The sequence below is a fragment of the Rhizobium sp. IY2 genome, assembly GCF_047532935.1.
In the GTDB taxonomy this organism is placed as follows: Bacteria; Pseudomonadota; Alphaproteobacteria; order Rhizobiales; family Rhizobiaceae; genus Rhizobium; species Rhizobium anhuiense.
Genome location: NZ_JBLKNU010000012.1, coordinates 193,380 through 220,050, shown reverse-complemented (window position 1 = coordinate 220,050; position 26,671 = coordinate 193,380). Strand labels below are relative to the sequence as shown.

The window sequence follows — 26,671 nt, the reverse complement described above, 5'->3', positions numbered from 1 at the left end:
GACAAATCAACCAATGTGGAAACGTTACCACATTTTCTTGACTCGCAATTCCGCTCCATTTATTCGAATGTGGAAACGTTGCCATATCTGGGAGGAGCTTCATGAAGTCCGCACGGTTGAACCGACTTTTCGGCGTGTCTGGAAATTGTTTTGACGTTGCCATCGATCACGGCATGTTCAATGAACGGACGTTCCTCGCCGGCATCGAGAACATGAAGACGGCCATCGAGGTGATCGCGCAAGCCGCACCCGACGCCATCCAGCTTCCGCCGGGAACGGCACCCATTCTGCAGGCGATCCCCGGCAAACATCGCCCGGCACTGGTGCTGCGCACCGATATCGCCAACATCTACGGCAATCCGCTGCCGTCCCAGCTGTTTTCCGAAATGATCGACAGGGCGGTGGAACAGGGCGTTGCCTTGGATGCGGCCTGCGTCGTCGTCAATCTTTTGGTGCTGCCGGACCAGCCGGAGGTCTACCGCGCCTGTGTGCGCAATGTGAACAGCCTGAAGCGCGAATGCGAGATCTACGGCATGCCGCTGATGGTCGAGCCGCTGGTTATGCAGGACAATTCCAAAGGCGCCTATATGGTCGACGGCGCGATCGACAAGATCCTGCCGCTTGTGCGCCAGGCGGCCGAACTCGGCGCCGATATCATCAAGGCCGACCCCTGCGACAATGTCGAGGAATATCACCGCGTGGTCGAGATCGCCCAGGGGCTGCCGGTGTTGGTGCGCGGCGGCGGGCGGGTTTCGGATCGGGAAATCCTGATCCGTACCAAGCAGTTGATGGAGCAGGGCGCCCGTGGCATCGTCTATGGCCGCAACGTCATTCAACACAACAATCCCGGCGGCATGACGCGGGCCTTGATGGCGATCGTCCATGACAAGGCTTCCGTCGAGCAAGCCTCGCTGCATATCGGCTGACGCGCGTCTGGGAGGAAATGTCATGACGAAAACATTCCGCTTCGGCGTCATCGGCTGCGGTCTGATGGGACGCGAATTCGCCAGTGCCGCGGCGCGCTGGCTGCACCTGGCCGATGTGAAGGCGCGACCGGAAATCGTCGCCGTCTGCGACACCAACACGACGCTGCTCGACTGGTTCAGGGATCATGTGCCGACTGTTCGCCAGTTCACCGCCGACTATAAGGAGCTTCTGGCCAATCCCGAGGTCGATGCGGTCTATTGCGCCGTCCCGCATGTGCTGCACCAGCAATTCTATATCGACGTTCTGAAGGCCGGAAAACATCTTCTCGGCGAAAAGCCCTTCGGCATGGACGCCGCTCAGAACCGGGAGATCATGGCGGTTCTCGCCGAGCATCCCGAACTCCTGGTCCGCTGCTCGTCGGAAATGCCGTTCTTTCCCGGTGCACAGAAGGTCATCGCGCTCGCAAAAAGCGGCGAGATGGGAGATATCCTCGAAGTCGAGGCGGGGTTCCTGCATTCTTCGGATATCGACCGGCAGAAGCCGATCAACTGGAAGCGCATGGCCGAGATCAATGGCGATTATGGCTGCATGGGTGATCTCGGTATGCATGTGCTGCACGTGCCGCTGCGTCTCGGCTGGCGCCCGACCACTCTGCATGCGCAATTGGTGAAAAAGGTCACCGAACGTCCCGACGGCAAGGGCGGCATGCTGCCCTGCACCACCTGGGACAATGCCACGATCAGCAGCCGCGTGCGCACTGCAGATCAGGATTTTCCGATGGTGCTGAAAACCTGGCGCATCGCGCCCGGCGAATCCAACAGCTGGTACATCCGCGTTCTCGGCATGAAGAAGAGCGCATTCTTCAGCACGAAGTCTCCGCGCCAGTGGCAGTGGATGGATTATAATGGCGGTGCGCAGGCCTGGAGCACCGAGGATCTCGGCTATGGCTCGCTGTTTCCGGCCATAACAGGCAAGATCTTCGAATTCGGTTTTGCCGACGCCATACAGCAGATGTGGGCGGCCTTCGTCGACGAGCTTGCCGGCGGCGATGCCAACGGTTTCGGTTGCGCGACGCCGGCGGAGGCGCAGGCGCATCATGCCGTCCTGACGGCAGCCCTCAAATCCGGCCGCGAGGACGTGGTGGTGCCGGTCGCCTATGACGGGGCGTCCGTCTGATGCAGCGCTCCGAGATCAACGCCGCGTTGCGGCGGGCAACCGAAACTCTCGAGCGCTGGCATTGGTCCCTGCCGGCATGGGGCTATTGGACGGCGGCGGATTTTGCCGCTCATCCGGCGGCATCGGCCTATTTGCGCTCCCATCAGCTGGGTTGGGATGTCACCGATTTCGGCTCGAACCGGTTTGCCGAATGCGGCCTCGTGCTGTTTTGCCTGCGCAATGGCATCGTTGATGTCGAGGGGGAGCGGACCTATGCCGAAAAGCTGCTCTTCGTTGGGGAAGGGCAGCTCACGCCGACGCACCGCCATGCGGCGAAGATGGAAGACATCATCAATCGCGCCGGCGGCGATCTCGTCATCGAATTCGCCGCAACCGATACCGATGGCAATGTGCTGAAGGAGGATGTGACGGTTCCGGTCGACGGGCTGCCGCACCGGCTCGCCGCATGGGAGCCGCTGGTTCTCCAGCCCGGCCAGAGCGTGACGATCCGCACCGGGCTTTACCACCGCTTCTACGGCAGGAAAGACAGCGGACCCGTCCTTGTCGGCGAGGTCAGCCAGGTCAACGACGACAACAGCGATAATGTCTTCCTGGAGCCGATCGGGCGCTTTGCCGCGATTGAGGAGGACGAGCCGCCGCTCAGACCCTTGTGGAACGAGGGAGCCAGCTGATGCGAAGCCGGGAGGCGGTTCAACATCGCGACAGTCAGAAGCAGGGCGGCATCGTCTGCGCGGGAAACTTCATCGTCGATCGTGTCCACACCCTGTCCTATTGGCCCGAACAGGGCAATCTTGCGCATATCCTGCACCAGGATCTGGGTGTGGGGGGCGGGGCGGCCAATGTCGTCACCGATCTGGCCTCGCTCGGATTTCCTGGACAGCTGGCAGCGGCCGGGTGCATCGGTGCTGATCAGGACGGGGAGATCGTCAAGGCCCGCCTTGCGGTTGCCGGCGTCGATGTCGGTGGGTTGACGGCGCTGGCCGACCGCGTCACGGCGCATACGCATGTCATGAATGTGCCCGGTCAAAACCGCACCTTCTTCTATCATGGTGGCGCCAACGATGCGGTCACCGACAAACATGTTTCACCCGCGACCTTCGCTGAGGCCGGCTATCGGCTGTTCTATCTCGGTTATCTCATGCTGTTGCCGGGTCTCGACCGCATCGGTCCCGACGGCCGTTCGGGAGCATCGCGCCTGCTGGAGGCCGCGCGCCGCGCCGGGCTGACCACCTGCGTGGATTTCGTATCGAGCGAGGACCCGGAATTTGCAGCCAAGGTCGGCGTCGCTCTGCCCTTCTGCGATTACCTGATCATCAACGAGATGGAGGCTGGCCGGGCAACCGGCGTTGTCGTTCGCGATGCAAAGGGAGACTTGGTCGAGGCGGGGCTTCTGGAAGCGGGCGAGCGCCTGCTTGCCGCGGGCGTCGCGAAGGGTGCGATCATCCATGCGCCGGAAATCTGCTTCTGGTTTGCGCCGGGCGCTTCCCCGGTCATGACGCGGTCACGACCGGTTGATCCCCATGATATCGTCAGCACGGTCGGCGCGGGAGACGCCTTCTGTGCCGCCGTGCTCTACGGCCTGCATGAGAACTGGCCTGTCGAGCATATCTGCGCCGTCGCCCATGCTGCGGCTGCGCGTTGCCTCGCGGGTGCGACGGCCACCGATGGCATCCCCGACATGTCTGTCCTCCTTCGCGAGGCGAAGGAGACGCACCCGCAATCCGCTTAGCCCATCGGCGTCGGCTCACGAGAGCGCGGCGCCGATCACCATCCAGTCAGAATGGAGGAGCAGAGATGAAGCTATTCGATATGGCAGCCGTGCACGGCACCTTTGCCGATTTGGGCGCGACCAGGGAGGCAGGGCGATGACCTATGCGGAAACGGGGCGGCTCTCCGGCAAGGTGGCACTGGTCACGGGAGGCGCGAGTGGCATCGGCAAAGCGGTCTGCGAACGCTTCGCCGCCGAAGGCGCCAGGGTTGTCGTGGCGGATCTCGACGGTGAACGCTGCGCACGGGTGGCGGAAGCGATCGGCCCGCATGCCTGGGGTGTGGCGCTTGACGTGACCAGCCAGGACAGCATCGAAGAAGCTGTGCGCTTCACGATATCAACCGCCGGTCAGATCGACATCCTGGTCAACGCCGCCGGCATTTACGACGTCGAGTCGATTCTGGATATATCCCGGGAACGGACCGCTCGGGTCTTTCAGGTCAATATCGAAGGCCTGATCTTCATGACGCAGGCCGTCGCCCAGCACATGGTGGAGAGAGGGGGAGGTGGACGCATCATCAACTTCTCGTCCCAGGCGGGGCGACGGGGCGAAGGACCTGCCGTGGCCTACTGCGCGTCCAAGGCGGCGGTCATCAGCATCACGCAAAGCTGCGCCCTGGAGCTGATCCGCTACGGGATCAACGTCAACGCCATCGCTCCCGGTGTCGTCGATACGCCGATGTGGGATGTCGTCGATGCAAAACTCGGCAGCCGTGAAGGTTTGAAACCCGGTGACGTCAAGCGTCGCGTGGCTGCCGCCGTTCCCGCCGGACGATTTGGCGCCCCCCAGGAACAAGCGGCCATGGCAGCCTTCCTGGCCGGGCCTGATGCAGCATACATCGTGGCGCAGTGCTACAATGTCGATGGCGGCAATGTCATGAGCTGACGCTTCGCTTCATCTGCAGCAATAGGCAATCGAACTTGGGGTCTGGAGGAGTGGAATGAAGGCTGTACGCTTGGAGTCGATCGGGTCTTTGACCATGCGCAGTGTCGAAAAACCGGTCGCCGGGCCGGGCGAGCTGCTTGTCCGGGTCGCAGCCGCGGGCATCTGCGGTTCCGATCGCCACATGTACAAGGGCGAATATCCGACGGCGATCCCCGTCACGCTCGGCCACGAATTCTGCGGCATCGTCGAAGAGATCGGCGATGGGGTGACACGGTTTACCGGCGGCGAGCTGGTGACGGTCGACCCGAATATCGCCTGCGGCACCTGTCCGGCTTGTACGCGGGCGCGGCCGAACCTGTGTGAGCGCCTGACCGCCATCGGTGTGACACGGGATGGCGGCTTCGCCGAATATGTGGCGGTGCCGCACGCGCAGGCCTTCGTGCTGCCGGCCGACCTCGATCCCGTTCACGGCGCCTTCAGCGAACCGCTGGCCTGTTGTATCCACGCCATCGACAAGGCAGGTATCCGTCCGGGCGACAGCGTCGCCATCCTCGGCGGCGGCGTGATCGGCCTGCTCATGGTGCAGCTGGCCCGCCTGGCGGGGGCGAGCGAGATCATTTTGATCACGCGGCAGCAATCAAGACGCCAAACCGCTCTGCGCCTGGGGGCGACGCACGCCTTCGACCCGGCCTCTTCGGACACGATCGCCTCCGTTCGAGAGGTCACCAAAGGCGGCGCCGACGTGGTCATCGAATGCGCCGGCGTCAGCGACACGCTTCAAAGCGGTCTGAAAATGGCGCGGCGCGGTGGCGCCTTCGTACTTTTCGGGGTGACGCCGGCGGGTGTCGAGGTGCCGGTTCTGCCCTTCGATCTGCTGATAAACGAAGTCGATATCAGGCCGGCCTACCTCAATCCCTTCACCCATTCGCGCGCTGCGGCAATGGTCGCCAGCGGAGTGTTGGAGCTGGATGCATTGGTCACCAGAACCATCGGCCTCGAGCAGGTCGCCGAGGTGGTGGGCAACGCGCCATTGCCGGGCGAGATCAAGGTCATCGTCCGGCCTTAGCCTCGAGACCCCCCTGCTCAACTGCGGACGGGGCCGGTGGAATCGCGTTCGATCAGCGTGACCGGCACCTTTACGATCGCAGCCTGTCGGGATTCGTCCCCGGTCTGGTGCTCGTCGATCAGCGCTTCCAACAGGCGTGCTGCCTGCTGCCCGACATCGCGGATCGGCTGTGCAACCGTTGTCAGCCGCGGAAAGACGTAGGCTGCTTCCGGCAGGTCGTCGAAGCCGACAACCGAATAGTCGTTCGGAACCGAAAATCCGCGATCCTGGATAGCATGGATGGCGGCAATCGCTGAAACGTCGGTCGTGCCGATGATGGCGGTGATATCAGGCCGAGACGCCAGCAATTCTCGCGCCAGCCGGTAGGTCTCGGCAAAGCTGTGCTCTTCCGCCATTGCCACGACGGCAGGCGCGATGCCGTTTTTCGCCATTTCCGCGGTGATGCCTTGAAGGCGAAGCTGGATGGGCTGGCTGTGCGCCGGCGCGCCGACGATGGCGATCGCCCGGTGGCCGAGGCCGATCAGATGGCGCGCCATCAGCCGCCCGCCTTCCTCGTGATCGGCCATGACAGCGTCGTCTGCGATGCCGTTCAGCTCGCGGTCAATGGCGATGATCGGAATGCGAGCGTCCCGCAGCACCCCGAAGTGCTCGATGCTGCCGAAGGCGCTGGCGACGATGACGCCGTCGACGCGCTGGGCGAGCAGCATCGAGATATAACGCGCCTCGTGCTCCATATTTTCCGCCGTGCTGCAGATCAGCGTCTGATAGCCGTGCTGAAACAATTCCTGTTCGATGGCATGGGCCAGGATGCCGAAGAAGGGCACCTCGATCGACGGCAGCATCAGTCCGATCATCCGGCTTGGCGCACCGCGCAACATGCGTGCGCCCTTGCTGGGCGTGTAGTTCAGTGCACGGATCGCCGCCTCGACGCGGTCTCGGAGCTCAGGCGAGGCATAACCGCTGTTGTTGAGCACGCGCGAAACCGAAGAGACCGACGTTCCTGCAAGTTTGGCGATATGTCTGATGCTGGTCGTCACGTGCTCGTTTTTCTTTTTCTAGCGGCGGTCGAATGAACCGAACTGCTGAAGTTCACCTCCATTTGTCATCCACTAGATCACTAGCGGCACGCCGCATCAAGCGCGCTCCGCTCGCCATCCCGTTGTCCTTCTCCGTTTCAAACGACACAAAGCAGGCATTGCGGGACGATGACTCAGCGAAGATATGTCCACGCGCTGAATATTTTGGCGATCACTTTCCCATTCTCGCGTCGTAGCTGCCCATGGACAGTTTTTTGCTCGTCGGAAAAATCGATAAGGTCGAAGAAAACACTTTCATTTCGTTCGATATTTCCAAGGAAGAAAACGTCCTTACGGACGACCGGTCCCTTGCAGGGAAACCAGTTTTCCAGGGCGCGGTCGGCGAGTGCCTGATACTCGGCAAAATAAAACAATCCTGCGCCGTTGAACTCCTGCGAAGCGCTGGGATCAAACTTAAAGGTTCGAAGCGCCCTGTGAGCGAGGACGGAAAACCCGAAATGCGTGCCTAACCGTCCGTTCCGGATGTCCACAGCGTTCTGGGCCAGAGGACTGGGCTGGAAGCGCCGTCCCTGCCGCTCAGGCAACGTCACACGCGCGATCGAGTGATTGTTGTCTTTGATCGTTCTGTGAACGAAGGTAGAGATGAGTTCCACCGCGCCGACGCTTCGTCCGTGCAGAGACAAGTCGTGTCGGGTCGACGTTCGGGTTCGCGAGACTGCGGACAGCTTCGAGTGGATCGTCAAAATGTCATTTGCCTGCACGATGGCGAAATGGGCATCCGTCAGGGACGTTGCACAGATCGCGGCATAGGCTTCCTCTCCATCGGCCGTTCTGAAATCCGCATTGTCGAGCCCGAGGTGACGGGCGAGCATCAGCCAGTGACGATGGCCGAGTTCCTTCATCAGCCAGGTCTCCGACAGCCCGTTTCCATTCAAATGCGGCATGCCGAGAAGCACATGCGGATCAAGGGCACGTTCCATCAAGTCGCGTGCCGAAGGTCCTGCGGGCGGAAAATCGAGAAGGGCTGCGCTCATCATCAGGCACTGACCGCTTGCTTGAGAGAGGATGCCTGTGCCGAAAGCCGAGCTGCGAGATGCCCGACCACATGTTCGGCATCCTTGCCGACGCTGAGGAACCGCCCGGAACCCCAGGTCCAGAGCCAGGGAAGTCCGAGCACGTAGACGCCATCGACGACGGTAACGCCGCGGCGGTGAACGGGGTAGGCGTTGCCGTCGAAGATCGGCAGGCCGACGAAGGACCAATCCGGACTGAAACCCGTGGCCCAGATGACCGAGGTGATCCCCTCCGCCTTCAGATCGAGTTCGACAATCTCCGCCCCAGGCTCCCAGACGGGGACATAGGGGGATCCGGCCGGAGCCTCGATGCCTTTTTCGGCGATATGCCGGTCAATCAGGGCATTGATACCGTTATAGACACGGTCGGCACTGTCGAGATTGGCCTTCAGGTTCGGCTCGAACAGCATCCGGCCGGCGGCGACGCCGGACATGCGGCCATAAAGCATCATACCCTCCAGCGCGAATTTGCGCAGATCGATATCGCGTCCGCCGTCGCGTCCGGTCAGGTAATGGTTGGTGTCGTGCTTCTTCTTCGTCATGCCATCATGTTCGACCGTGATGTCGTACTGGCCGATATCGGAAAGCCAGTCGACCACATCGCGACCGCGATAGAACCGGGCGCAACGCGGCGCGTTGCCGGTGACGAGATGCACCTTGCGGCCGGCAAGATACAGATCCTCGGCGATCTGGCAGCCGGACTGGCCGGAGCCGACCACGATGACGCCGCCCTCCGGCAGTTGGTCGGCATTGCGGTAGGCGGCGGTGTGGAGCTGCATGATGTCCTCCGGCAGGCGCTCGGCCGCACGCGGAATGGCCGGATCTGCATAGAGGCTGGTGGCGATCACCACGGCATCGGCTGTCACCGCGCCAGCTGAGGTCTCGAGCCGGAAGAGGCCGCCATGCTTTTCGAGCGACGTCACGCTGGTTTGCTCGAAGACCGGCGCCTCGACCTTCTTCACGAAGCGATCGACATAGGCGAGTATCTCGTCCTTGACCATAAAACCGTGCGGATCCGTGCCGTCATAGGAATGGTCCGGAAGCTGGCATTGCCAGTTCGGCGTCACCAGGCAGAAGGCGTCCCAGCGTTCGTTCTTCCATTTATGCGCAACGGTCTTCTTCTCGAAAACCACGTGATCAATGCCGTGCCTCTTCAGATAGTGAGAGGCCGAGAGCCCGGCCTGGCCGCCGCCGATGACAACCGCGCTGTAATGGCTCTTGAGGGATGGTGTGGTCATGGTGGGTCCTTTCAAAGGATGAAGCTTTCGCAGCGGACTTCGGCCTCTGCGTCGGTGAGATAGGGAGTGGCGGCCTGTTCGATGCGCGACAGCTGGCCGAGCGCTAGCGAACAGGGATAGCCGTATTTCGCCTTGACCCTGTCGCTGGCGATGGTCAGTGCCGTGCGGCTGCGATCGAGAAAGTCGGCCAGCGGATAGTTTTGGCCCTCGGCGAAATAGTCCTTGATCACCAGGGAGGGCGAGTAACAGGTCTCCTTGCGGCCATCCGGCCAGGCAATGACGAACCGCATTTCAGGCATGGTCGGCCTCCAGCAGCGTGTGATAGCGGGCAAGATGGGCTGTTGCGGTTTGGTGCCAGCCATGGCGGGCGGCAACCTCGAGACCACGGGGGATGATCTGCTCGCGGATCGGTGCGACCAGCGCCAGCGCCATGCCTTCGGCAATGGAGACCGGATGATGCGGATCGCACCAGATCGCATCGCCGGGACCCAGATATTCGGTGAAGGGCGCAATCGAGGATGTCACGACCGGAATACCGCTGGCCATGGCTTCCAGAACGACGAGGCCGAAGCCCTCTTTGAGCGAGGGGAACACCAGCGCATCCGCCAGCCGGTAGAGGCTCGGCATGTCGGCATCCGCGATCGCACCGGTGATATGCACAGCTGCTGCGTCCCCGAGGCAGGCGAGGTGAGAACGGAACTCCTCCTGATAGTCGCCATGGTCCAGGAGAGAGGCGCCGCCGGCAATGACAAGCTGGGCATCCGGCCGGATGGCGCGGACCTGACGAAAGGCTTCGAGAATGCCGAGGGTGTTCTTTCGCGCCTCGATGCCGCCGACACTGAGGAAGATCGGCCCGCTTCCGAGCTGCAGCCTGTCGCGCAGAGCGACCTGCTCGCCGTTCCAGGCAGGCGAGAAGCGGTTGGTATCGACGCCATTGCCGACTATTGTGGCCTCGATGCCGCGATCCTCTCTGAGCTTGTCCCGCCAGAGGCGGCTGACGGCGAAGAAGAGATCGGCCACATCGATCGCGCGATCCTGCAGAGCCATCAGGCGCGGATCGGCGAACTGGTCGATGTGGTGGACGGTGCGGGCAAAACTCGGGATCAGGCCCTCCAGCTTGAGGGTCGCCAGCGCATTGCCGGAAATGCCGTCATGGGCGTGGAACAGGTCGAAGCCATTGGTTCCGGCTTTCCGGAAATAGCCGATATAATCGGCGATCCGCTGCTCGACCATTTCCGTCATATCCGGGGATGCCGGCGCCGCGGCAATACAGGCGGTGCCGCAGGAGGGCTGACGAAAAAAGCCCGCCCCCTTGGCATCGGGCGCATGCAGGACCACCTCATGGCCAAGCGAGGTCAGCGCTTCCGAAAGCTGCATGGCATGAACCACGCCGCCACGCGGGTTGGTGGAATGGGTCAGCATCGCAATGCGCAAGGTTCGGTGCGACGGAAGGTTCATGCGGCGGCATCCTGTCGACCGAGCTGCAGCAGCGGTGTCTCGGCATGATTGCGCACCACTGCGCGGGTCTCGCCATCGACCAGTGCGACCTCCGCACCAGCCACGACCGCGCCGATGACCGCGGCGCTGATGCCGCGCGCGGTGAAGCGGGTGACGACATCGGCCGCATGTTCCGGCGCGACGGCGAGCAGATAGCCGAAGCTCGGAAAGGTGACGAGCCAGCGATCGAGAGCGACACCGGCCGGCAGAGGAATGGCGGCGACGTCGATATCGATGCCGACATGCGAACATTCGGCCAGCATGATGGCGGTGCCGATGATGCCGCCCTGGCTGATATCCTTCGCAGACAGCGCGAGCCCGGCCTCGGCGATCTCGGGCAGCAGCTCGAGGTCGCCGCGCAGGCGCGCCGGCGCGGCATCGGTGGCGGCCTCCCAGTTGTTGAAGGGTTCGCGGTAACGGCCGCGATGGTCGATCGCCGCAACCAGCACATCGCCCGGCCTTGCATCGAAGCTCGTCAGCAGTGTCTTGGCGCGACCGAGAATGGCGACCGACAATTGGCCGCGTTCGGTGCGCATATTGGTGTGGCCGCCGACGATCGGCACGCCAAAGGCGCTGGATGCCGCCCGCATGCCATCCAGAACGAGTGTCGCGCCAGCTTCGCCATCGGCCCAGACGGCATCAACCACGGCGATCGGCCGGCCGCCCATGGCAACGACGTCGGAGATATTGACCATGACGCCGCACCAGCCGGCAAACCAGGGGTCGGCGGCGACGAACTCGTTCATGAACCCTTCGATGGCAAAAAGCAGATGACCGTCGCCATCGGGCAGCGCGGCGCAATCGTCGCCGACGGCAATCTGCTGCCCCTGCAGGCCGAGCCTTGCGGCGATCGTGCCGATATCCTGCTTGGCGGCGATGCCGCCGCTCGTCGAGAGTTTGGCCGCCAGGGCCTTGATGTCGATCGCGACCATCTTCACGCCGCCTTTCTGGAAAGGGCGGTGAAGCCTGCCTCGGGTGTGACGCAAGGCGGATAATAGGCAAGGTCGGCCTTCATCCTGAGATGCGGCTTGCCATAGACCTCGAACTCCTCGATGACATCCCAGTGCAGCCTCCGAAACAGCAGGCCGTTCTGAACCTGCACATTGGCGAGGAACGTGTGGCATCCGATCGCATTGGCGGAGGACACGGCGAGCTTGATCAGGGTCGCCCCCAAGGCGCCGATCTTGCGAAAATCCGGATGGACCGCCAGTCTTGATCCCCACCAGATGCCGGGTTCGGCCTGATGGATGCGCACCGTTCCGACCAGCTGGTCGGCGGCAATGCCCAGCATGGAGAGAGCCACGATCGGGATGGCGTAATCGTCGATCGCGTCGCGGTCATCGCTTTCGAAGATCCGCTGTTCCTCGCAGAAGACGGCACGGCGCAGCGCATGCGCCTGGCTGCGCTCCCAGGCGGAGGTCGCGAATTTCACCTGGAATTCGCTCGAGCGATAGGGAGCAAAGGCTTCGAGCATCATTTGGTGAGCATCCTTTCATAGGTGGAAAGGGCGGAGCAGGCGCCGCATTTGCCGCAGCCGGCCTTGATGTCGACGGCCTTCAAGCCGCTGTCGACCAGCATCTTGGACAAGGGGCCGAGGATCGAGTGCATGAAGTCAGGCCTGGGCGCCGGGTGGCTTTCGAGCGGAGTGCCGGAAATCGGCACGAAGGGCACGACGAAGGGATAGACGCCAAGCGCAACCAGCTTTTCGCAGATATCCAGAATGGCCTCACGGCTGTCGCCGAGCCCCGCCAGGATATAGGTCGAGACCTGGCCGCGCCCGAAGACCTCCACCGCGGCCCTGAACGAGGCCATGTATTTGGCGATCGAGACCTGCGCCTTGCCCGGCATGATGCGGGCACGGACCTCCGGCGTCACGGCTTCCAGATGCATCCCGAGGGCATCGACGCCGGCCTCCTTCATGCGGGTGAACCAGATATCGTCCTCCGGCGGCTCGCATTGCGCCTGGATGGGAATATCGACGGCCGCCTTGATGGCGCGGGCGCTGTCGGCGAGGATCGCAGCGCCGCGGTCGTCGCCCTTCGGCGTGCCGGTGGTCATCACCATATGTTTGACGCCGTCCAGTTCGACGGCGGCCTTGGCGACTTCCGCGAGCTGCTCCGGCGTCTTGTGGGCGATGGTGCGGCCGGCTGCCAGCGATTGGCCGATGGCGCAGAACTGACAGGTCTTGCTGCGGCTCTGATAGCGGATGCAGGTCTGCAGCACGGTCGTGGCGAGCACGTCCTTGCCGTGCAGAACCGCGATCTGCGAATAGGGAATGCCGTCGGCGGTCGAGCGCTCGTAGAAGCGTGGGCGCAAAGGAAAGGAAACCTCACCCAGCACCCTGCCATCCCGGCTGATACGGCTGCGGCCCATATCATCCGGCTTTTCCACCAGATAGGGACTCTCGAATGCAGGTGCGGTGTGAACCGGCACCATCACCGTCATGCCGTCAATGGTCAGCGCCTTGTGGTCGGAAGGTCCGGCACCACCGCGGCGGCTTTCATGTCCGGCCTTGGGGTCAACGAGCCGGGCTCCGTAGGACTGCAATTCGTTGATCAGAATCTCGGTCGGCAGATGTGTCGTATTCTCCATCGGAAAGGGTCCTTGCTTCGGCTGTGGGGAGGGACGGCTGGGTGGTGGTGACCATCGGCGCCGTGGCGCGGCCATCCATGACAAGATGCAGCAGCTCGGGCCGGGCATAATGGCCGACCGAATCCATCATCCGCTTGCGCTTCACGATCAGGCTCATGTCGAGATCGGCGATCAGGATGCCTTCGCCTTCCGTCAGCGGCGGCACGACGTGTTTGCCTTCGGGCGAGATGATCGCAGTCATGCAGCCGCCGCGCAGGGCCTTCTGCAGGCCCGCGTCGGGAGCAATGGAAGCGATCTGCTCGTCGGTCAGCCAGCCCGTGGCATTGACCACGAAGCAGCCGCTTTCCAGCGCGTGGTGGCGGATGGTGACTTCCATCTGGTCGGCAAAAATCGGCCCGACCATCGAGCCCGGAAACTGGGCGATATGGATGTCCTCGTGCTGCGCCATCAGGGCGTAGCGGGCCAGAGGGTTGTAGTGCTCCCAGCAGGCCAGCGCGCCAAGGCGTCCGACGGCGCTGTCGACCACCTTCAGACCGGAGGCGTCGCCCTGGCCCCAGATCATCCGCTCGTGAAAAGTCGGGGTGATCTTGCGACGCTTGAGGAGGAGTGTGCCATCGGCATCAAACAGCAGCTGGGCATTATAGAGCGATCCGTGGTCGCGCTCGTTGACGCCAAGCGCTACGACGATGCCATGTTCGCGGGCGGCTGCCGAGACGGCATCGGTGGCGGCACTCGGCACCGTGACGGCTTCCTCGTAAAGTCGCACATGCTCCTTGCCGGAGAGAACGGGCGGCAGCACGAAAGAAAAATAGGGGTACCAGGGGACGAAGGTTTCGGGAAAGACGATCAGCTCGGCGCCTTTGGTCGCCGCTTCACGAATTGCATCCAGCACGCGGGCCAAGGTTTTCTCGCGCGAGGTCAGATCCGGCGCGATCTGCGCGGCGGCAACCCGGACGCTCGTTTTTTTCTCCATGACGAAATCCTCGATTGACGGGCGGGGAGGCGGAGCGCCAGGACTCCGCCCCCTATTCTTTGGGGCGGTTGCTGCTCAGAGCGTCCAGGTGTCGAGGATGAAGGCGCCGTCGCGGCGATGGATCAGGATCAAGTCGAGAACGTCGAGCGGACTGATCGGCGTGATGCCGGGGATCAATGCGCCTTCGCCATGGCCGTAAAGCGCCTGAAGGGCAAAACGGCATGCATAGACCTTGCCACCTTCTTCCATGAACTTGACGATCTGGTTGTTGAAATTCAGATGGCCGGGAAAGGCCTCCGCGCCGAGCGTCGGAAAACCGCGCTGGACGCCGAGCGTGACGCCCGGGCCGTAGAGAAGGACCGAGGTCTCGAACCCCTTCCGCTTCAGGCGCGTCGCCTGCAGCAGGTTGACGAATCCTATCGATCCTTCGAACGCCACGGTATGGAAGGTGACGAGGGCTTTTTCCCCTTCGCCGGCCTGTACGTCCTCAAAAACCTTTTCCTCGTAATTGACAAGAAAGTCGCCTTTTTGATTGGCGGGTTTGGTCACTGCGGGCATGGATGGCTCCTTGGTTTGAAATCCGATCCCCATCCGGGGAGCATCCATCCAATTGCAAGCCACATGCCAGATTGATTATGCATAAATAGCAATCAAATTGACGGACAATACATTCAATTATGCTATCAATTTTGAAGGAGAAAGTTTTAGAGCTGATTTTATAGGCGATCGAGTGCAAAAATCGAATGCACGAAAGCTCAAAACAGATGCATTCAATTGCGCGTCAATCAGCATGAGGAAGCATAATACTTGTGGCGTGAGCCCCGGCAACCCGTTTACGCCGGGCTTTTGGGATGGGTGCTCAGACTCGCACCCGCCTTCTGGTGCTGGCAGCGCCCGGCAATGGAAGCGGCTCGCTTCCGAGGGAGGTCTGCGTCAAGATGCCTTATCGCATCAATCGGAACGGCCTAGCTATATTGAATGCAATCAATTAAAGCATTTGGATGTATATATAGGGCCGCTCGTTGGTCAGCGGAATAAGCCGCCAACTCCGTCGACGGTGGAGGAAGGAGGCGAAAAAGATGCTCGGATTCCGTTGTCGCCGATCAGGCCGTGTCGCTCTTTCCACGAAATAGGAGAAAACTATGAGTAATAAACCTACGATCATTCTGGTGCATGGCTTTTGGGGTGGAGCCGCACATTGGGGCAAGGTCATACTCGAACTGGCGCGGAGGGGTTATCAATCCGTTTGCGCCGTCGAACTGCCGTTGACGTCGCTTGCTGAGGACGCTGAACGGACACGCAAGATGGTGGCCCAGCAGAAAGGACCGGTTCTGCTCGTCGGTCATTCCTACGGTGGCGCGGTCATCACCGAAGCGGGAGATCAACCGAATGTCGCGGGGCTTGTCTATATCGCCGCATTCGCTCCCGACGAAGGTGAAAGTCCAGGCGCTATCACGCAACGGCATCCGCCTGCGGCAATGGCCAATATCGAGCCGGACAGCGACAGCTACCTATGGCTCAAGGCCGACAACTTTCACGAAAGCTTCTGCCAGGATATATCCCTCGAAGATGCTTTCGTTTTGGCGGCCACCCAAAAAGCGCCGCTTGCAGGCACTTTTGGCGACGTCATCACCGCTCCAGCCTGGAGGAAGAAGCCGTCCTGGTATCAAATAGCAAGCGAAGACAGAATGATTGCTCCTGAAAACCAGGCAGCAATGTCGACTCGTCTCAATGCTCGGAAAGTCATGACCTTGGAGGCAAGTCATGCCTTGCCGCATTCAAAGCCTCTGGAGGTCGCAGCCTTTATCGATGAGGCAGCGGTAGCCATCTCGAAGTAAGAACAAAGATGCTTGTGGGGGCGTGAGAATAAGCGCCCCCGCTCGATCATCTGCTTGATCGCTTCCGCCCTCCATGCTCCGGCGTTGGAGAAGGCGCACGGCACGACGAAACCCTCCGGCATCAATCGACAAGCTTCACGCTTGCACGCTACAGGATAGGGGCTTGATCGATAGCGGCGCGTTGAGCGGACAGATGATGAACGACACAGTCATCCTTTTTCACGGCATTGCCCGGACGAAGAAGAGCATGGAGAAGCTCGCCGGCTTCCTGTCAGGCCACGGTTATCGGGTTGTGAATGTCGGTTACCCCTCCACCAGGTTTTCGATCAGCGACCTCGTCGACATCGTTCGACCGAAGATCGACGGCGCTGCGACGGCGGCAGGAGACGGCCGTCTCCATTTCGTCGGTTATTCGATGGGCGGGCTGATCATCCGGGCGTTTCTCACGCGTTATCGCCCAGCCAACCTCGGTAGAGTGGTCATGGTCGGAACGCCGAACAACGGCAGCCAGATCGCCGATTTCCTCAAGGGCTGGTCCTTATACAGGAAGGTCTATGGACCGGCAGGCCAGCAGCTGATTACCGATCAGACCGCAATGGCGAAGCTGTTCGGCACGGTCGATTACGAACTTGGCATCATCGCCGGCAATCGGACCATTGACCCGGTCTCTTCCCTTGTCATCGGCCTCAGGGTTCCGAATGATGGAAAGGTTTCGGTGGAGAGCACACGTCTCGACGGCGCCGTGGCCCATATCGTCATTCCCGCCAACCACACTTTCCTACCCGTCAACAGGACGATGTGGCGCCAAACCCTGTCGTTTCTGAAAGATGGGCGGTTTACAATCTGAATGTCCGACCGAATATTCAAACATCCGCCACATGCCATCGCCTTAATCCCTGCGGCACCGCTATCGAAGGATTAGTTCAACTAAAAGCGCGATGATGGGCATGCCTTTATCGCTGAACGACGAGAGCCTGCTTAACTCTTGAAATCAGAATGCGGGAGCCGTCGGCGGTGAAGTGCCCATAGTCGAATTGGACTGGGTCTCCGCTTTTTGTCCACACCACACAATCTGGGTTGCACATCGTCTTATAGGTAGAGATGTATGTTGCCCCGCTTCCGGCCAACGCGTCTTGAATGTCCAGACCGATGTGTTGTCGAGGCACCAGATGATCGGCGGCTTTAAATGGTTGCTTGTCGTAGAGACTGTGTGCGAGCAACCGCGGCAGGGATGATTTATACTCTGCCACTGGTCCGAAGACGACGATCTTTTTGGCAAACGGTGATAGGTAATCCACCGTCTTCCTGATGAGTTTCGCGTCATCTTTTGTCCAGCGTCCAGCCAATACGAGAACATCGACTTTATGGCTCGGCAAGAAATCCTTGAACATGTAGTTCATGAGTTCGATGCAGCGTTCTTCGCCTTCGGCGTCGAGAGTGGGACGACATCCTGACGCGTTCGCTTGAATGACATTGGCCCCCGAAAGCGCCCTTAGTCCAGGATATAGATGAGCGGCGTGACTATCACCGACAAGCGCTATGTTTTGCTGATTGTCTGATAGCGCCAGGCAGGCATCACGATCATATTTTTCGATGCCGTCGTTTGACGTGAGGAAGCATTGTCCACTGCGAAAGGCCTTCGAAGGGTCGTAGTCAGCAAATTCCGCCACCCGTTCAACGGCCGTGTTGTCCTCTTTCATTTGATCGGCCGCGAGTTGCCCGACAAATGCCAGCATTGCTACCGATGCGATTGAAGCAGCCCCGGCGGCTACGGACACGGCAGGTCGGTATCTCATTGTTCGGAACGGCGTTTCGACAAATCGCCACGAAACATATGCGACGACGAGACTCAAAGCGATCGGCACCAATTGCCAGCCATGCTCCCATGCCCCGTACTGGTTCGAAAACACCCAAATCGGCCAATGCCACAGATAGAGGGAGTATGAGATCAAGCCTATGGCAGTGGCGACCCTCAATGAGAGTAGTTTGCTGACAAGTGTGCCTGGGCCGGTCCAGATGATCAGCGCCGTGCCTGCGGTCGCGGGCAACGCCGTCAATCCGGGAAACTCGGACGTCTTCGCCAGCAGCAATGCGCTGAGGCCGATGAGTAAAGCACCGATTGCCGAAAGCACATCGTTGATCCGCGCATCAGCGAATTTCGGCAGTGCCGGTCCTGCGATGAGAGCGCCGACGAGCAGTTCCCAGGCGCGATACTGTACAAGATAAAAGGCTGCGGAGCGGTTGATTGGAACAGTGATAATGGAAGCAATGATACTGACCGCAAAAAGCCCGGCTATGGCCATCCCGGTTGCCCTGCGCCCATATCGGCTTGCCAGCATGACGATCAGGGGAAAAAAGACGTAGAACTGCTCTTCGACCGACAACGACCATGTGTGCAGGACTGGATTGAATTCCGAGGAATCATCGAAATATCCAGTTGTAAAATAGAAATAAGCATTTGAGGCAAAAAGCGCTGAGGAAGTGACGGACTTAAAGACCCGCAAGCTTTCGTCGGGCAGCATCGTAAAATAAGAAGCCGCCATCACAACGGCATACATGACCACGACAGCGGGAAGAATTCGTTTTGCGCGGCGACTATAAAAGTTGCCAATCGAGAATCGGCCATCCCCAACGTCAGCAAGAATGATTTTGGTAATCAGGTAGCCCGAGATCACGAAAAAAATGTCCACCCCGATAAATCCACCGGGGAGAATGCGGTCAAATCCACAGTGATAAAGAATCACAAAAATTACGGCTACGGCACGCAGGCCGTCGATATCTTGACGATGCGTAATCATTTGGGCCTCGATATTTGGCCTCCCAGGATTTCGTACCGTGAGACCGGTCAATATGCAACCAGCATCAGGGTGAAATGAAAACTACTCGCCTTAGACGGGCTTCTATCCACAGCGAGAGACGACCTGAAGAGCAGCGGAGGGGCCGCAAGGTTCATCGGGTGTTTTAGGGTTATTGCTTATTTTACCATTCGTCCGATGAAGCCGGCGAGAAGGAGAGCGATGTCCATCCGCTTCTCATTTCGACGGTGATTCAACTAAAGGGCACATTTTACAGCTGCCTTTCAACGGTTCCACAACTCAGGCCATAAGACTGACGGGCGATTTAACATTGACTGCTGAAACGCAGCGCGGCATTGCCAGGACGGCTTGCAGGCCAAATTGGGCGAACGTGTGACCAACAGAGTGCCGGACGGCGATCCAAGCGCAGAGTACGCAACTGGCCAGACACAGTTTCAGCCCATGTGGCCGGGACGTCAGGGGTCAATTTACATGGATTTCTCAGCGGTCGTTCAGGTCAAGATAATTTCCAGATATTCAAACATCCGCCACACGACCCCTCATTATTACGAGCTGTAACCGTATCGAATGGAGATCCGATGCCCGCCATCTTGCGAAAGAAAATTCACGGTGCATCCACACGGGGACAGGTCATCGACGGCGCTCCGGACATCGGCGTCGCCTATCAGGTGTTTTCCGATACGGTGGTCGAAGACGTTATCGTCAAGAATTCTCCCCGCGGCTTCAAATTTCACAATGGCAAGAATCTCGTCATACGGCGCTGTGAGACCGAGAATGTGAAGGGCGACGGCATTTACCTTACAATGACGTCGGACGTGTTGCTGGAGAACAACCGCGTCGGCCCGGCGCCCGGCCAGGGAGCGGATTGCTGCCAATTCGCCTACGAAAACGACGACCGCAATGTGAGCTCCAATGTGGTGGTTCGGGGCAACCTTTTTCTTCAGTCGCCGACCAGCACATCCAACAAGGGAGCGCTGGTTTGCGGCAGAACGCGACAATACCTTGTTGAATACAATTTCATCGGGGGGAAGAATTTCTCCTTTTCATCGATCGGCGACGATGCCGTCGTGCGCAGTAACGTCATGCGCGACGGTAAGATGAATGATTATTCCTTCGGGTATGGGGTTGGCGATCAAGTCGACCATGCTGGCCACCATGTTTATGACAACCGGATCGAGAACAGCAATCGTGGCGTGAGTTTGAGCGGTTACTCGGACCAAAGCCTGGCATTTCGCAAAGACATGGATATCCACGATAACGTGATCAGCGAATGTGAGATCGGGTTTTTCGCCAATCGGCCGTGGTCTGGAAGTTTTCGACGCAACATATTCTTGCGGTGCAAGCAGGACATCTTTCTGAAAGGAAACGGCAAAGCGACCGCAGGGGAAGTCGAAGGCAACTATCTCAACGACGGCAGCTTTCTGAACGTCACGCCGCCGCCGCTTCGCGTCAAGCCGGATGGAAAGGCTTCCGTTTCCTCCGGCGAATGGACATCCGAGCCCGACGAAATCCGCATCCAGTGGCGGGACAAGGGGATCGATATATCAGGCGCCAACCGGCCCTCCGTTGCGATCGAGCCTGGCATGGAATTGTCATGCGTCTTGCTGGCCCGCAAGGGGCAGAATTGGATGTTGGCGATTGCCGAGACGGCCTATGACGATTTCACGCCGCGTGCATGGCAAGAAAACATGCTGCCTTGGCAGAAGCGCTATCTCTCGACTTAATCGCCACACTGAGACCAGGCGGAGTGGAGCCCCCGTGAAGCCTCCGTGTCTCAAGCCTCACGCGGTCTCCGGTTTGCCAACAGCCTCGGACGCAGCTCGGAGAGTGCAATCACAGTGTGTGGCCAGAGAATAAAAGGTGCGAGCATCATCCCTGCCTCTGTCATGGATCCAAGCATGATCAGGATGATAATCACGATCTCCTTCCGTCTGGCGCCCGATCGCTCTTGATCGGCTTCGACGATTGTCATCTTCCGGAACAGACGAGTCACCAAAAACAAGACCCATGCGCCTATACCGGGAATGCCGATATTGAGGGCAAGTTCGAGGTAGGTGTTGTGCGTCGACCGCGCGTCGAACGTCACCTTGACGTATTCCTCCATGACATCGGGCTGGCGGAACATCGCAAAGCCATAGCCGGTTAAAGGCCTATCCCATATCAGCGGAAACAGCTGTTCCCAGATGTTGGTGCGCCCCGAGAAAGTAAGGTCTTTGCCGAAAGCTTCAGCAACGGCAGAGGCCACACCCAAATAAATGAAACTGGCGGCAAAACCCACCAGAAGAAACAGCAGGGCGACGACAAATGAGCGAAAAAGGCGATTTGGATAGACGTGGATAATCCGGATCGCATACAGCATGACACTGCCGAACATCGTCAATACAACCGCGGTCGACGACTTTGTCGCTACAATCAAAGCGAGGAGGCAAAGCATCGCAGCCCACCGTACAAGCGTGCTGTAACGAAGTCGGCCTAGCTTCTGCGTCGACAACAGACACACAAAGCTGACCGAGCAAAATTGTCCCAACGTATTCTTGTGGTAAAACGCCCCCTTTACCATGCCGGCATAGCTGCCACGCATGATGGCAAATTGCGGGAAAGCGGCAGTATAGAGAACATTGATAAATGCGGCCGCGATCGCAAAACGCCCCAGGATGCGAAACGCTTCCACGTTGCCATACCGCGCGCGATAAAGCAGCGGCGGGAGCGCAAGAACAATGACGGCGGCCAATCCCTTTAAAGACGCCCCTCTGTCAATCGAGAACACGATTGATGTCAGGCAGGAAATGGCAACGACCCCGATGAGGGGCGAAATTCTTGAAAAGGTCCGTATGAATTGCCGTTGTTCCAACAGAAAATACAAACCGGACAACGGGATAAGGCTGTAAAGCATCAGCTTCATCGGAAGCGGGTCTACCGACGCGCCGTCATCGAAATTTGCCGGCAGTCCGTACCACATGCCGGTCGCCCGCCAAAGTGCGGCGTAGAATGCGACAGTAAGCACCAGCTTCGCCAGCACGTCCCGTCTGACGCGCCATCTGGAAGCAGTCCGCCGACGGTGGCTGCCTTGATAATAGTCTCGTGCTATAGACGCGTCTTGTATCGCCATTAAGAGCTCTTCTATCTCATGTTCGGGGATGTTCCTATTCGAAATAGGACTGAGCCAAAATTACAATTTACCTCTGCTGGACTCTGTATGCGACATTGAAATCATCGACACTGGTTTCTGTCTACGACCCATCACAAATCGATAGATTTCGATCGGTTGACCACTCCCACAATCCAAAACAGCCGACACGTCGCTCTTCCTGCAGTATATGGTTGGCGCGAAATTCATGAGCCAGACCAACGAGTTATTGCTGCAGTTCCTGCTTTAACCCGCCATGTGGCGCCACTTTAAGCCATATCATTCCTCGAATCCAGTTTGCTAAACCTTCCAATATGTCGCGCCCAACTGGTTCGAGCCACCCGCTGCCGCGCGCCGGGACGCTGGCTGTCGTCGTCAATCGAAACCTCATCAGCTCCCGGAACCAAAGACCGAACAGGCCGTTGATAACGATGCCCAACCATGTCCGGGAGGCAGGACAGACATGGCACGTCAGACATTCTGGAAAGGCTATCTCAAGCTCTCGCTCGTCACCGCCGCCGTCTCGCTGACGCCGGCCACGACCGAAAGCAACAAGGTTCGTTTCCATGTCCTCAATCGCCAGACGAAGAACCGCGTCGAAAGCCGTTATGTCGACAGCGTCACTCACAAACCTGTGGCCGAGCGGGACCAGGTGAAGGGTTATCCGCGCGGCGAGGACGATTATGTTCTGCTCGAAGACGAGGAAATCGAGGAGGTCGGGCTCGAAAGCACCCGCACCATCGACATCGACAGTTTCGTGCCGCGCGGCTCGATCGACTGGATCTGGTACGACAAGCCGCATTTTCTGGCGCCCGAGGACAAGGTCGGGGTGGAAGCCTTCTGCGTCATCCGCGAGGCGATGAAGGCGAATGATGTCGTCGGCATCGCCCGTCTGGTTCTCTATCGTCGCGAGCGTGCCGTGCTCTTGGAGCCGCAAGGCAAAGGCATCGTTCTCTGGACGCTGCGTTATGGCGACGAGGTGCGTGATCCCATTGCCGAACTCGATAGCAACACCGAGATCGACAGCAAGCTGCTGACGCTGATGAAGCAACTGGTGAAGGAAGAGACCAAGGATTGGAGCCCCACCATGGTGCAGGATCCGATTCAGAAACGCCTGAAGGCGATGATCCGCGGCAAACAGAAGAGCCTGAAGAAGACCGCATCCGCGAAAAAGCCTGCCCCGGTGAAATCGACCGGCAACGTCATCAACATCATGGATGCGTTGAAAAAGAGCCTGGCTGCTGAGAGCGGGCGCAAACCGCATTAGGCGAAAGGGTATTGCCGATCCGCTATCGCTTCTTCTTTTCCAGCGGTTTCGCTGCCGCGAAAAACCCGTCCCAAGGATCTCTCGGCAAGGCGTCCAGCCGCGTCGGCGTGTTGTCCACCGTGAAATAGGCCGGCCCGATGTCGGCGGTGAGCTCATCCCATTCCAGTGGCATCGACACCGCAGCCCCCGGCCTTGCCCGCGTCGAATAGGGGGCGACCGCCGTATTGCCGCGGCCGTTGCGGAGATAGTCGATGAAGATCCTTCCCTGGCGCTTGGCTTTGGTCGCCGTCGCGAGATAGCGCTGGGGATCGTCGGCCGACATGCTGTCGGCAAGCCATTTGGCAAAGCCCTTCACCTCCAGCCAGCCGGCTTTCGGTGCAAGCGGCGTCACCACATGCAGCCCCTTGCCGCCTGTGGTCTTGACGAAAGCGGCGAGACCCTCGGCCTCCAGCCGTTCCTTCAATTCGTAAGCCGCGGCGATCACATTCTCCCACGCCACCTCCTCGCCGGGGTCGAGGTCCATGGTGATCATATCAGGCTTTTCCCAATTGTCGGTCGTCGCACCCCAGGGGTGGATTTCCAGCACGGCCGATTGCACCAGCGCCACGACGCCATCGAAATCGGTAATGCGCAGCAGCTTCTCGCCCTGCTTGTCCTTCGGATCGGTTATCTCGCCGATATGCGGATTCATGCCCTTCCAGGCATGTTTCTGGAAGAACCGCTGCCGGCCCTTGATCCCGTCGGGCAGACGCAGCAGCGCCAGGGGCCGGTTGACGACATAGGGCGCCATGAAGCGCCAGACCTGGGCGTAGTAATTCGCCAGGCCCTCCTTGGTAACGCCCTCGTCCGGCCAGTAGATGCGGTCGGGATGGGTGAGCGCCACCGCCGATTTCGGCAAAGCGCGAGCTGTGGTCTTTTCCGTTTCGCGCGTCACGTCCTTTGCCGGCTTGTCCTCGCGCAGGCCGCGGAAGGCGGCATGGCGCAGATTGCCGTCGGCCGACCAGGCGCGGAATTCCACTTCGCCGACCAGTTGCGGTTTCACATAGATCAGCCCGCGCCGTTCCTCCGATGTCAGTTTGTCGTCGAAGGAATTCTCGCTCTGCGTCAGCCGCGACAGCTTCTCATGGAGCATCTGCGCCGTTGCCACCGTATAGCCGGTGCCGACACGGCCGACATGTTTGAGTTCGCCGTTTTGGTAATACCCCATCGCCAGCGAGCCGATCGCATTCTTCATCGATGTCGACGGAACGTAGCCGCCGATGACGAATTCCTGCCGATGCGAGCATTTCGACTTGATCCAATCGCCCTTCCGTCCCGACGTATATTTGCTGTCACGCAGCTTGGAGATCACGCCTTCGAGGCTGAGCCGGCAGGCATGGTCGAGCACCAGTCCGCCGCTTTCGTTGAAATGCGCGCTGTAGCGCAGCTTGTCGTCGTCGCCGGGTATCAGGGTTTCGAGCAGATGTTTGCGATCGAGGAGCGTCGCGTTGAGCAGGCTGTGGCCGTCGAGATACAGAAGATCGAAGGCATAGAAGACGAAGCGATCATCGCGGCCTTGGCTCAAATCCTGCTGCAGCGCCGAGAAATCCGAAGCGCCAGTATCGCGCTCGACGACGATCTCGCCGTCGATCACCGCCGATCGCACCGGCAGGGCGGCGAAGGCATCGAGTACGGCCTTGCCGAATTTTGCCGTCCAGTCGAGCCCGCTGCGGGTCAGCATCCTGACCTCCCCGTCCCGGATCCTGACCTGCAGGCGATAGCCGTCGAACTTGATCTCATGGATCCACCGATCGTCCGCCGGCGGCTTCGGCTTCAGCTTGGCAAGGGCCGGTTCGATGAAATCCGGCATCGCGGCCTTGCGCGCGCCCTTCGGCCAGTCGCGTTCCCGGGGTGCGGCGGCTTTTGCCTTCGGAGCCGGTCTTTTGACGGCAATCCCTTTGCCGTTCTTCGCTTTCGAATTCCAGGTCGCTTCGGGATTATCCGCCACCTCTTCGAGCTGCCGGCCCGTTTTGGCTGATTCCGGCCGTTCGTCGAGGATGTCGCCGTCATGGCGCGCCTCGGCGTCGTCGCCCTTGATCAAGAGCCAGTTCTCACGCTTTTCACCGGGCCGGCCGTGCATGCGCACGAGATGCCAGCGGCCTTTCAGCTTCTCGCCGTCGAGTTCGAATTCCATATGGCCTTTGCGGTAGGCCTTGTGCGCATCGCCATGCGGCGTCCAGGTGCCGCGATCCCAGACGATGACGGTGCCGCCGCCATATTGCCCCTTCGGGATAATGCCCTCGAAATCGCCATAGGAGAGCGGGTGATCTTCGACATGCACGGCGAGCCGCTTATCCTCCGGGTTGAGGCTTGGTCCTTTCGTCACCGCCCAGCTCTTCAGCACCCCATCCATCTCCAGCCGGAAATCATAGTGCAGCCGGGTCGCATCGTGCTTCTGAATGACGAAGCTGTTGCCGCTGCTGCGGCCCTTTTGTCCGCGTGGCTCGGGGGTGAGCTTGAAATTGCGTTTCGCCTGATAGGTTTCGAGAGCCATCTCAGCTTGCCTTCTTGCTGTGGCTGTCGCTGCGGGCCGGCGCCTTCTTCTTTGCCGGATCCTTCGTTGCTGGGGCCTTGCCGCTCATCTTCGCGCTCTGGCGCAGCGCCTCCATCAGGTCGACGACCTTGCGCTCCGGCTGCTTCTTCTTCTTCGGCGGTGCCCGGCCCTCGATCTTCGCCTTCACCAGTTCGACGAGGGCAGCCTCGTAACGATCCTCATATTCGCTTGGTTCGAAGCTGGCCTGCTTGGTGCCGATGATATGGCCGGCAAGCTCGATCATCTCCTTGTCGAATTTGATGTCGGGAATGTCTTTGAAGACCGTATCGGCCGAGCGCACCTCGTAATCGAAGTTCAGCATCGTCGCGACGATGTAGTCGTCATGAGGGCGGATCAGCAGCGTCCGGTTGCGCCGGAAAAGCACGGCTTCGGCGAGTGCTGCGACCTTGCCGTCGCGCATGCCCCTGGCGATCAGCGACAACGCCTCCTCGTCATGCTCGTCCACGGGGGCGAGATAGTAAGGGCGGTCGAAATAAAGCTTGTCGATCCCGTCGAGGGCGATGAAAGCCTTGATATTCAGCACCTTGTCGCTCTCCGGCATGATCTCGGCAATCTCGTCGCCCTCGATGACGATGTAGTCGCCGCTCTCAATCTGGTAGCCCTTGACCTGGTCGTCCCGCTCGACCGGTTTGCCGGTCTCGCTGTCGACGAATTGCCGTTCCACCCGATGGCCGGTCCTGCGGTTGATGATGTTGAAGGAGACGCGGTCGGAGGAGGAAACGGCGGTGTAGAGCCCGACGGCGCAGGCAAGGTCGCCCACCTTCAGATGACCCTTCCAGCTTGCCCGAGCGGCCATT

The 26,671-nt window shown here is 59.9% G+C and carries 24 protein-coding genes; 10 read left to right on the top strand and 14 right to left on the bottom strand.

Annotated features, from left to right (window positions below; all coding sequences use genetic code 11):
* Window positions 1-101 precede the first annotated feature (101 nt).
* The 6 genes from ACMUVN_RS28725 (at window position 102) to ACMUVN_RS28700 (ending at window position 5,823) form a co-directional block, all read left to right on the top strand.
* Window positions 102-926 carry a class I fructose-bisphosphate aldolase gene (locus ACMUVN_RS28725; protein WP_414815796.1) on the top strand — a complete coding sequence of 275 codons (825 nt, stop codon included), beginning with the start codon at window positions 102-104 and terminating at the stop codon, window positions 924-926.
* Window positions 927-948: 22 nt separating this feature from the next.
* Window positions 949-2,103, top strand: coding sequence for a Gfo/Idh/MocA family protein (locus tag ACMUVN_RS28720; RefSeq protein ID WP_414815795.1), 1,155 nt, complete (start codon window positions 949-951; stop codon window positions 2,101-2,103).
* Window positions 2,103-2,774 (top strand): D-lyxose/D-mannose family sugar isomerase, encoded by a 672-nt coding sequence (locus ACMUVN_RS28715; RefSeq protein ID WP_063476323.1) that lies wholly within the window; start codon window positions 2,103-2,105, stop codon window positions 2,772-2,774. The genes ACMUVN_RS28720 and ACMUVN_RS28715 overlap by 1 nt, the downstream gene beginning before the upstream one ends.
* Window positions 2,774-3,832: a carbohydrate kinase family protein gene (locus ACMUVN_RS28710; RefSeq protein WP_414815794.1), complete on the top strand. Its 1,059-nt coding sequence runs from the start codon at window positions 2,774-2,776 to the stop codon at window positions 3,830-3,832. Before ACMUVN_RS28715 ends, ACMUVN_RS28710 begins: the two co-directional genes overlap by 1 nt.
* Before the next feature lie 136 nt (window positions 3,833-3,968).
* Complete coding sequence (locus ACMUVN_RS28705; RefSeq protein WP_127431228.1) at window positions 3,969-4,757, top strand: L-iditol 2-dehydrogenase; 789 nt, start codon at window positions 3,969-3,971, stop codon at window positions 4,755-4,757.
* Between the two features lie 55 nt (window positions 4,758-4,812).
* Entirely contained in the window at window positions 4,813-5,823 is a 1,011-nt protein-coding gene (locus ACMUVN_RS28700; RefSeq protein ID WP_414815793.1) for a zinc-dependent alcohol dehydrogenase family protein, read from the top strand.
* 17 nt (window positions 5,824-5,840) lie between these two features.
* On the opposite strand, the gene ACMUVN_RS28695 is transcribed toward ACMUVN_RS28700, so the two are convergent.
* The 10 genes from ACMUVN_RS28695 to ACMUVN_RS28650 form a co-directional block, all read right to left on the bottom strand.
* The gene (locus tag ACMUVN_RS28695) at window positions 5,841-6,860 is read right to left on the bottom strand and encodes a LacI family DNA-binding transcriptional regulator (protein ID WP_047615194.1); all 1,020 of its coding nucleotides are present in this window, start codon (window positions 6,858-6,860) and stop codon (window positions 5,841-5,843) included.
* A 173-nt stretch (window positions 6,861-7,033) separates the two neighbouring features.
* A complete protein-coding gene (locus ACMUVN_RS28690) occupies window positions 7,034-7,894 on the bottom strand; it encodes a Pnap_2097 family protein (RefSeq protein WP_414815805.1) in 861 nt (286 codons plus the stop codon).
* A gap of 2 nt (window positions 7,895-7,896) precedes the next feature.
* Window positions 7,897-9,171 (bottom strand): MSMEG_0569 family flavin-dependent oxidoreductase, encoded by a 1,275-nt coding sequence (locus ACMUVN_RS28685; protein ID WP_047613556.1) that lies wholly within the window; start codon window positions 9,169-9,171, stop codon window positions 7,897-7,899.
* An 11-nt stretch (window positions 9,172-9,182) separates the two neighbouring features.
* Window positions 9,183-9,470, bottom strand: coding sequence for an MSMEG_0570 family nitrogen starvation response protein (locus tag ACMUVN_RS28680; RefSeq protein WP_028756268.1), 288 nt, complete (start codon window positions 9,468-9,470; stop codon window positions 9,183-9,185).
* Complete coding sequence (locus ACMUVN_RS28675; protein ID WP_414815792.1) at window positions 9,463-10,629, bottom strand: MSMEG_0565 family glycosyltransferase; 1,167 nt, start codon at window positions 10,627-10,629, stop codon at window positions 9,463-9,465. The genes ACMUVN_RS28680 and ACMUVN_RS28675 overlap by 8 nt, the downstream gene beginning before the upstream one ends.
* Complete coding sequence (locus tag ACMUVN_RS28670) at window positions 10,626-11,600, bottom strand: sll0787 family AIR synthase-like protein (protein WP_414815804.1); 975 nt, start codon at window positions 11,598-11,600, stop codon at window positions 10,626-10,628. Before ACMUVN_RS28670 ends, ACMUVN_RS28675 begins: the two co-directional genes overlap by 4 nt.
* Window positions 11,601-11,602: 2 nt before the next feature.
* Window positions 11,603-12,145: an MSMEG_0567/Sll0786 family nitrogen starvation N-acetyltransferase gene (locus ACMUVN_RS28665; protein WP_028756271.1), complete on the bottom strand. Its 543-nt coding sequence runs from the start codon at window positions 12,143-12,145 to the stop codon at window positions 11,603-11,605.
* Window positions 12,142-13,260: an MSMEG_0568 family radical SAM protein gene (locus ACMUVN_RS28660; RefSeq protein WP_028757317.1), complete on the bottom strand. Its 1,119-nt coding sequence runs from the start codon at window positions 13,258-13,260 to the stop codon at window positions 12,142-12,144. The genes ACMUVN_RS28665 and ACMUVN_RS28660 overlap by 4 nt, the downstream gene beginning before the upstream one ends.
* Window positions 13,187-14,233 (bottom strand): Nit6803 family nitrilase, encoded by a 1,047-nt coding sequence (locus ACMUVN_RS28655; RefSeq protein ID WP_028757318.1) that lies wholly within the window; start codon window positions 14,231-14,233, stop codon window positions 13,187-13,189. Before ACMUVN_RS28655 ends, ACMUVN_RS28660 begins: the two co-directional genes overlap by 74 nt.
* Before the next feature lie 75 nt (window positions 14,234-14,308).
* Window positions 14,309-14,791: an MSMEG_0572/Sll0783 family nitrogen starvation response protein gene (locus ACMUVN_RS28650; protein ID WP_003521909.1), complete on the bottom strand. Its 483-nt coding sequence runs from the start codon at window positions 14,789-14,791 to the stop codon at window positions 14,309-14,311.
* A gap of 584 nt (window positions 14,792-15,375) precedes the next feature.
* Here ACMUVN_RS28650 and ACMUVN_RS28645 point away from each other — a divergent pair.
* Together ACMUVN_RS28645 and ACMUVN_RS28640 are read left to right on the top strand one after the other, a co-directional pair.
* Window positions 15,376-16,071: an alpha/beta hydrolase gene (locus tag ACMUVN_RS28645; protein WP_414815791.1), complete on the top strand. Its 696-nt coding sequence runs from the start codon at window positions 15,376-15,378 to the stop codon at window positions 16,069-16,071.
* Window positions 16,072-16,267: 196 nt separating this feature from the next.
* Complete coding sequence (locus tag ACMUVN_RS28640) at window positions 16,268-16,918, top strand: esterase/lipase family protein (protein ID WP_414815803.1); 651 nt, start codon at window positions 16,268-16,270, stop codon at window positions 16,916-16,918.
* A 106-nt stretch (window positions 16,919-17,024) separates the two neighbouring features.
* On the opposite strand, the gene ACMUVN_RS28635 is transcribed toward ACMUVN_RS28640, so the two are convergent.
* Window positions 17,025-18,869 carry an acyltransferase family protein gene (locus tag ACMUVN_RS28635; protein WP_127431235.1) on the bottom strand — a complete coding sequence of 615 codons (1,845 nt, stop codon included), beginning with the start codon at window positions 18,867-18,869 and terminating at the stop codon, window positions 17,025-17,027.
* 596 nt (window positions 18,870-19,465) lie between these two features.
* Between ACMUVN_RS28635 and ACMUVN_RS28630 the strand changes: the two genes are divergently transcribed.
* Window positions 19,466-20,611 carry a right-handed parallel beta-helix repeat-containing protein gene (locus tag ACMUVN_RS28630; RefSeq protein ID WP_127431236.1) on the top strand — a complete coding sequence of 382 codons (1,146 nt, stop codon included), beginning with the start codon at window positions 19,466-19,468 and terminating at the stop codon, window positions 20,609-20,611.
* 50 nt (window positions 20,612-20,661) lie between these two features.
* Here the strand turns inward: ACMUVN_RS28630 and ACMUVN_RS28625 are convergent, their stop codons facing one another.
* Window positions 20,662-21,996, bottom strand: coding sequence for an O-antigen ligase family protein (locus tag ACMUVN_RS28625; RefSeq protein WP_047613565.1), 1,335 nt, complete (start codon window positions 21,994-21,996; stop codon window positions 20,662-20,664).
* Between the two features lie 481 nt (window positions 21,997-22,477).
* Between ACMUVN_RS28625 and ACMUVN_RS28620 the strand changes: the two genes are divergently transcribed.
* Window positions 22,478-23,281, top strand: a complete 804-nt coding sequence (locus ACMUVN_RS28620) for a Ku protein (protein ID WP_028755591.1) — start codon at window positions 22,478-22,480, stop codon at window positions 23,279-23,281.
* Window positions 23,282-23,303: 22 nt separating this feature from the next.
* On the opposite strand, the gene ligD is transcribed toward ACMUVN_RS28620, so the two are convergent.
* Together ligD and ACMUVN_RS28610 are read right to left on the bottom strand one after the other, a co-directional pair.
* A complete protein-coding gene (ligD, locus tag ACMUVN_RS28615; protein ID WP_414815790.1) occupies window positions 23,304-25,814 on the bottom strand; it encodes a DNA ligase D in 2,511 nt (836 codons plus the stop codon).
* 1 nt (window position 25,815) lies between these two features.
* Window positions 25,816-26,670, bottom strand: a complete 855-nt coding sequence (locus ACMUVN_RS28610; RefSeq protein ID WP_028755589.1) for a Ku protein — start codon at window positions 26,668-26,670, stop codon at window positions 25,816-25,818.
* Window position 26,671: the final 1 nt, after the last annotated feature.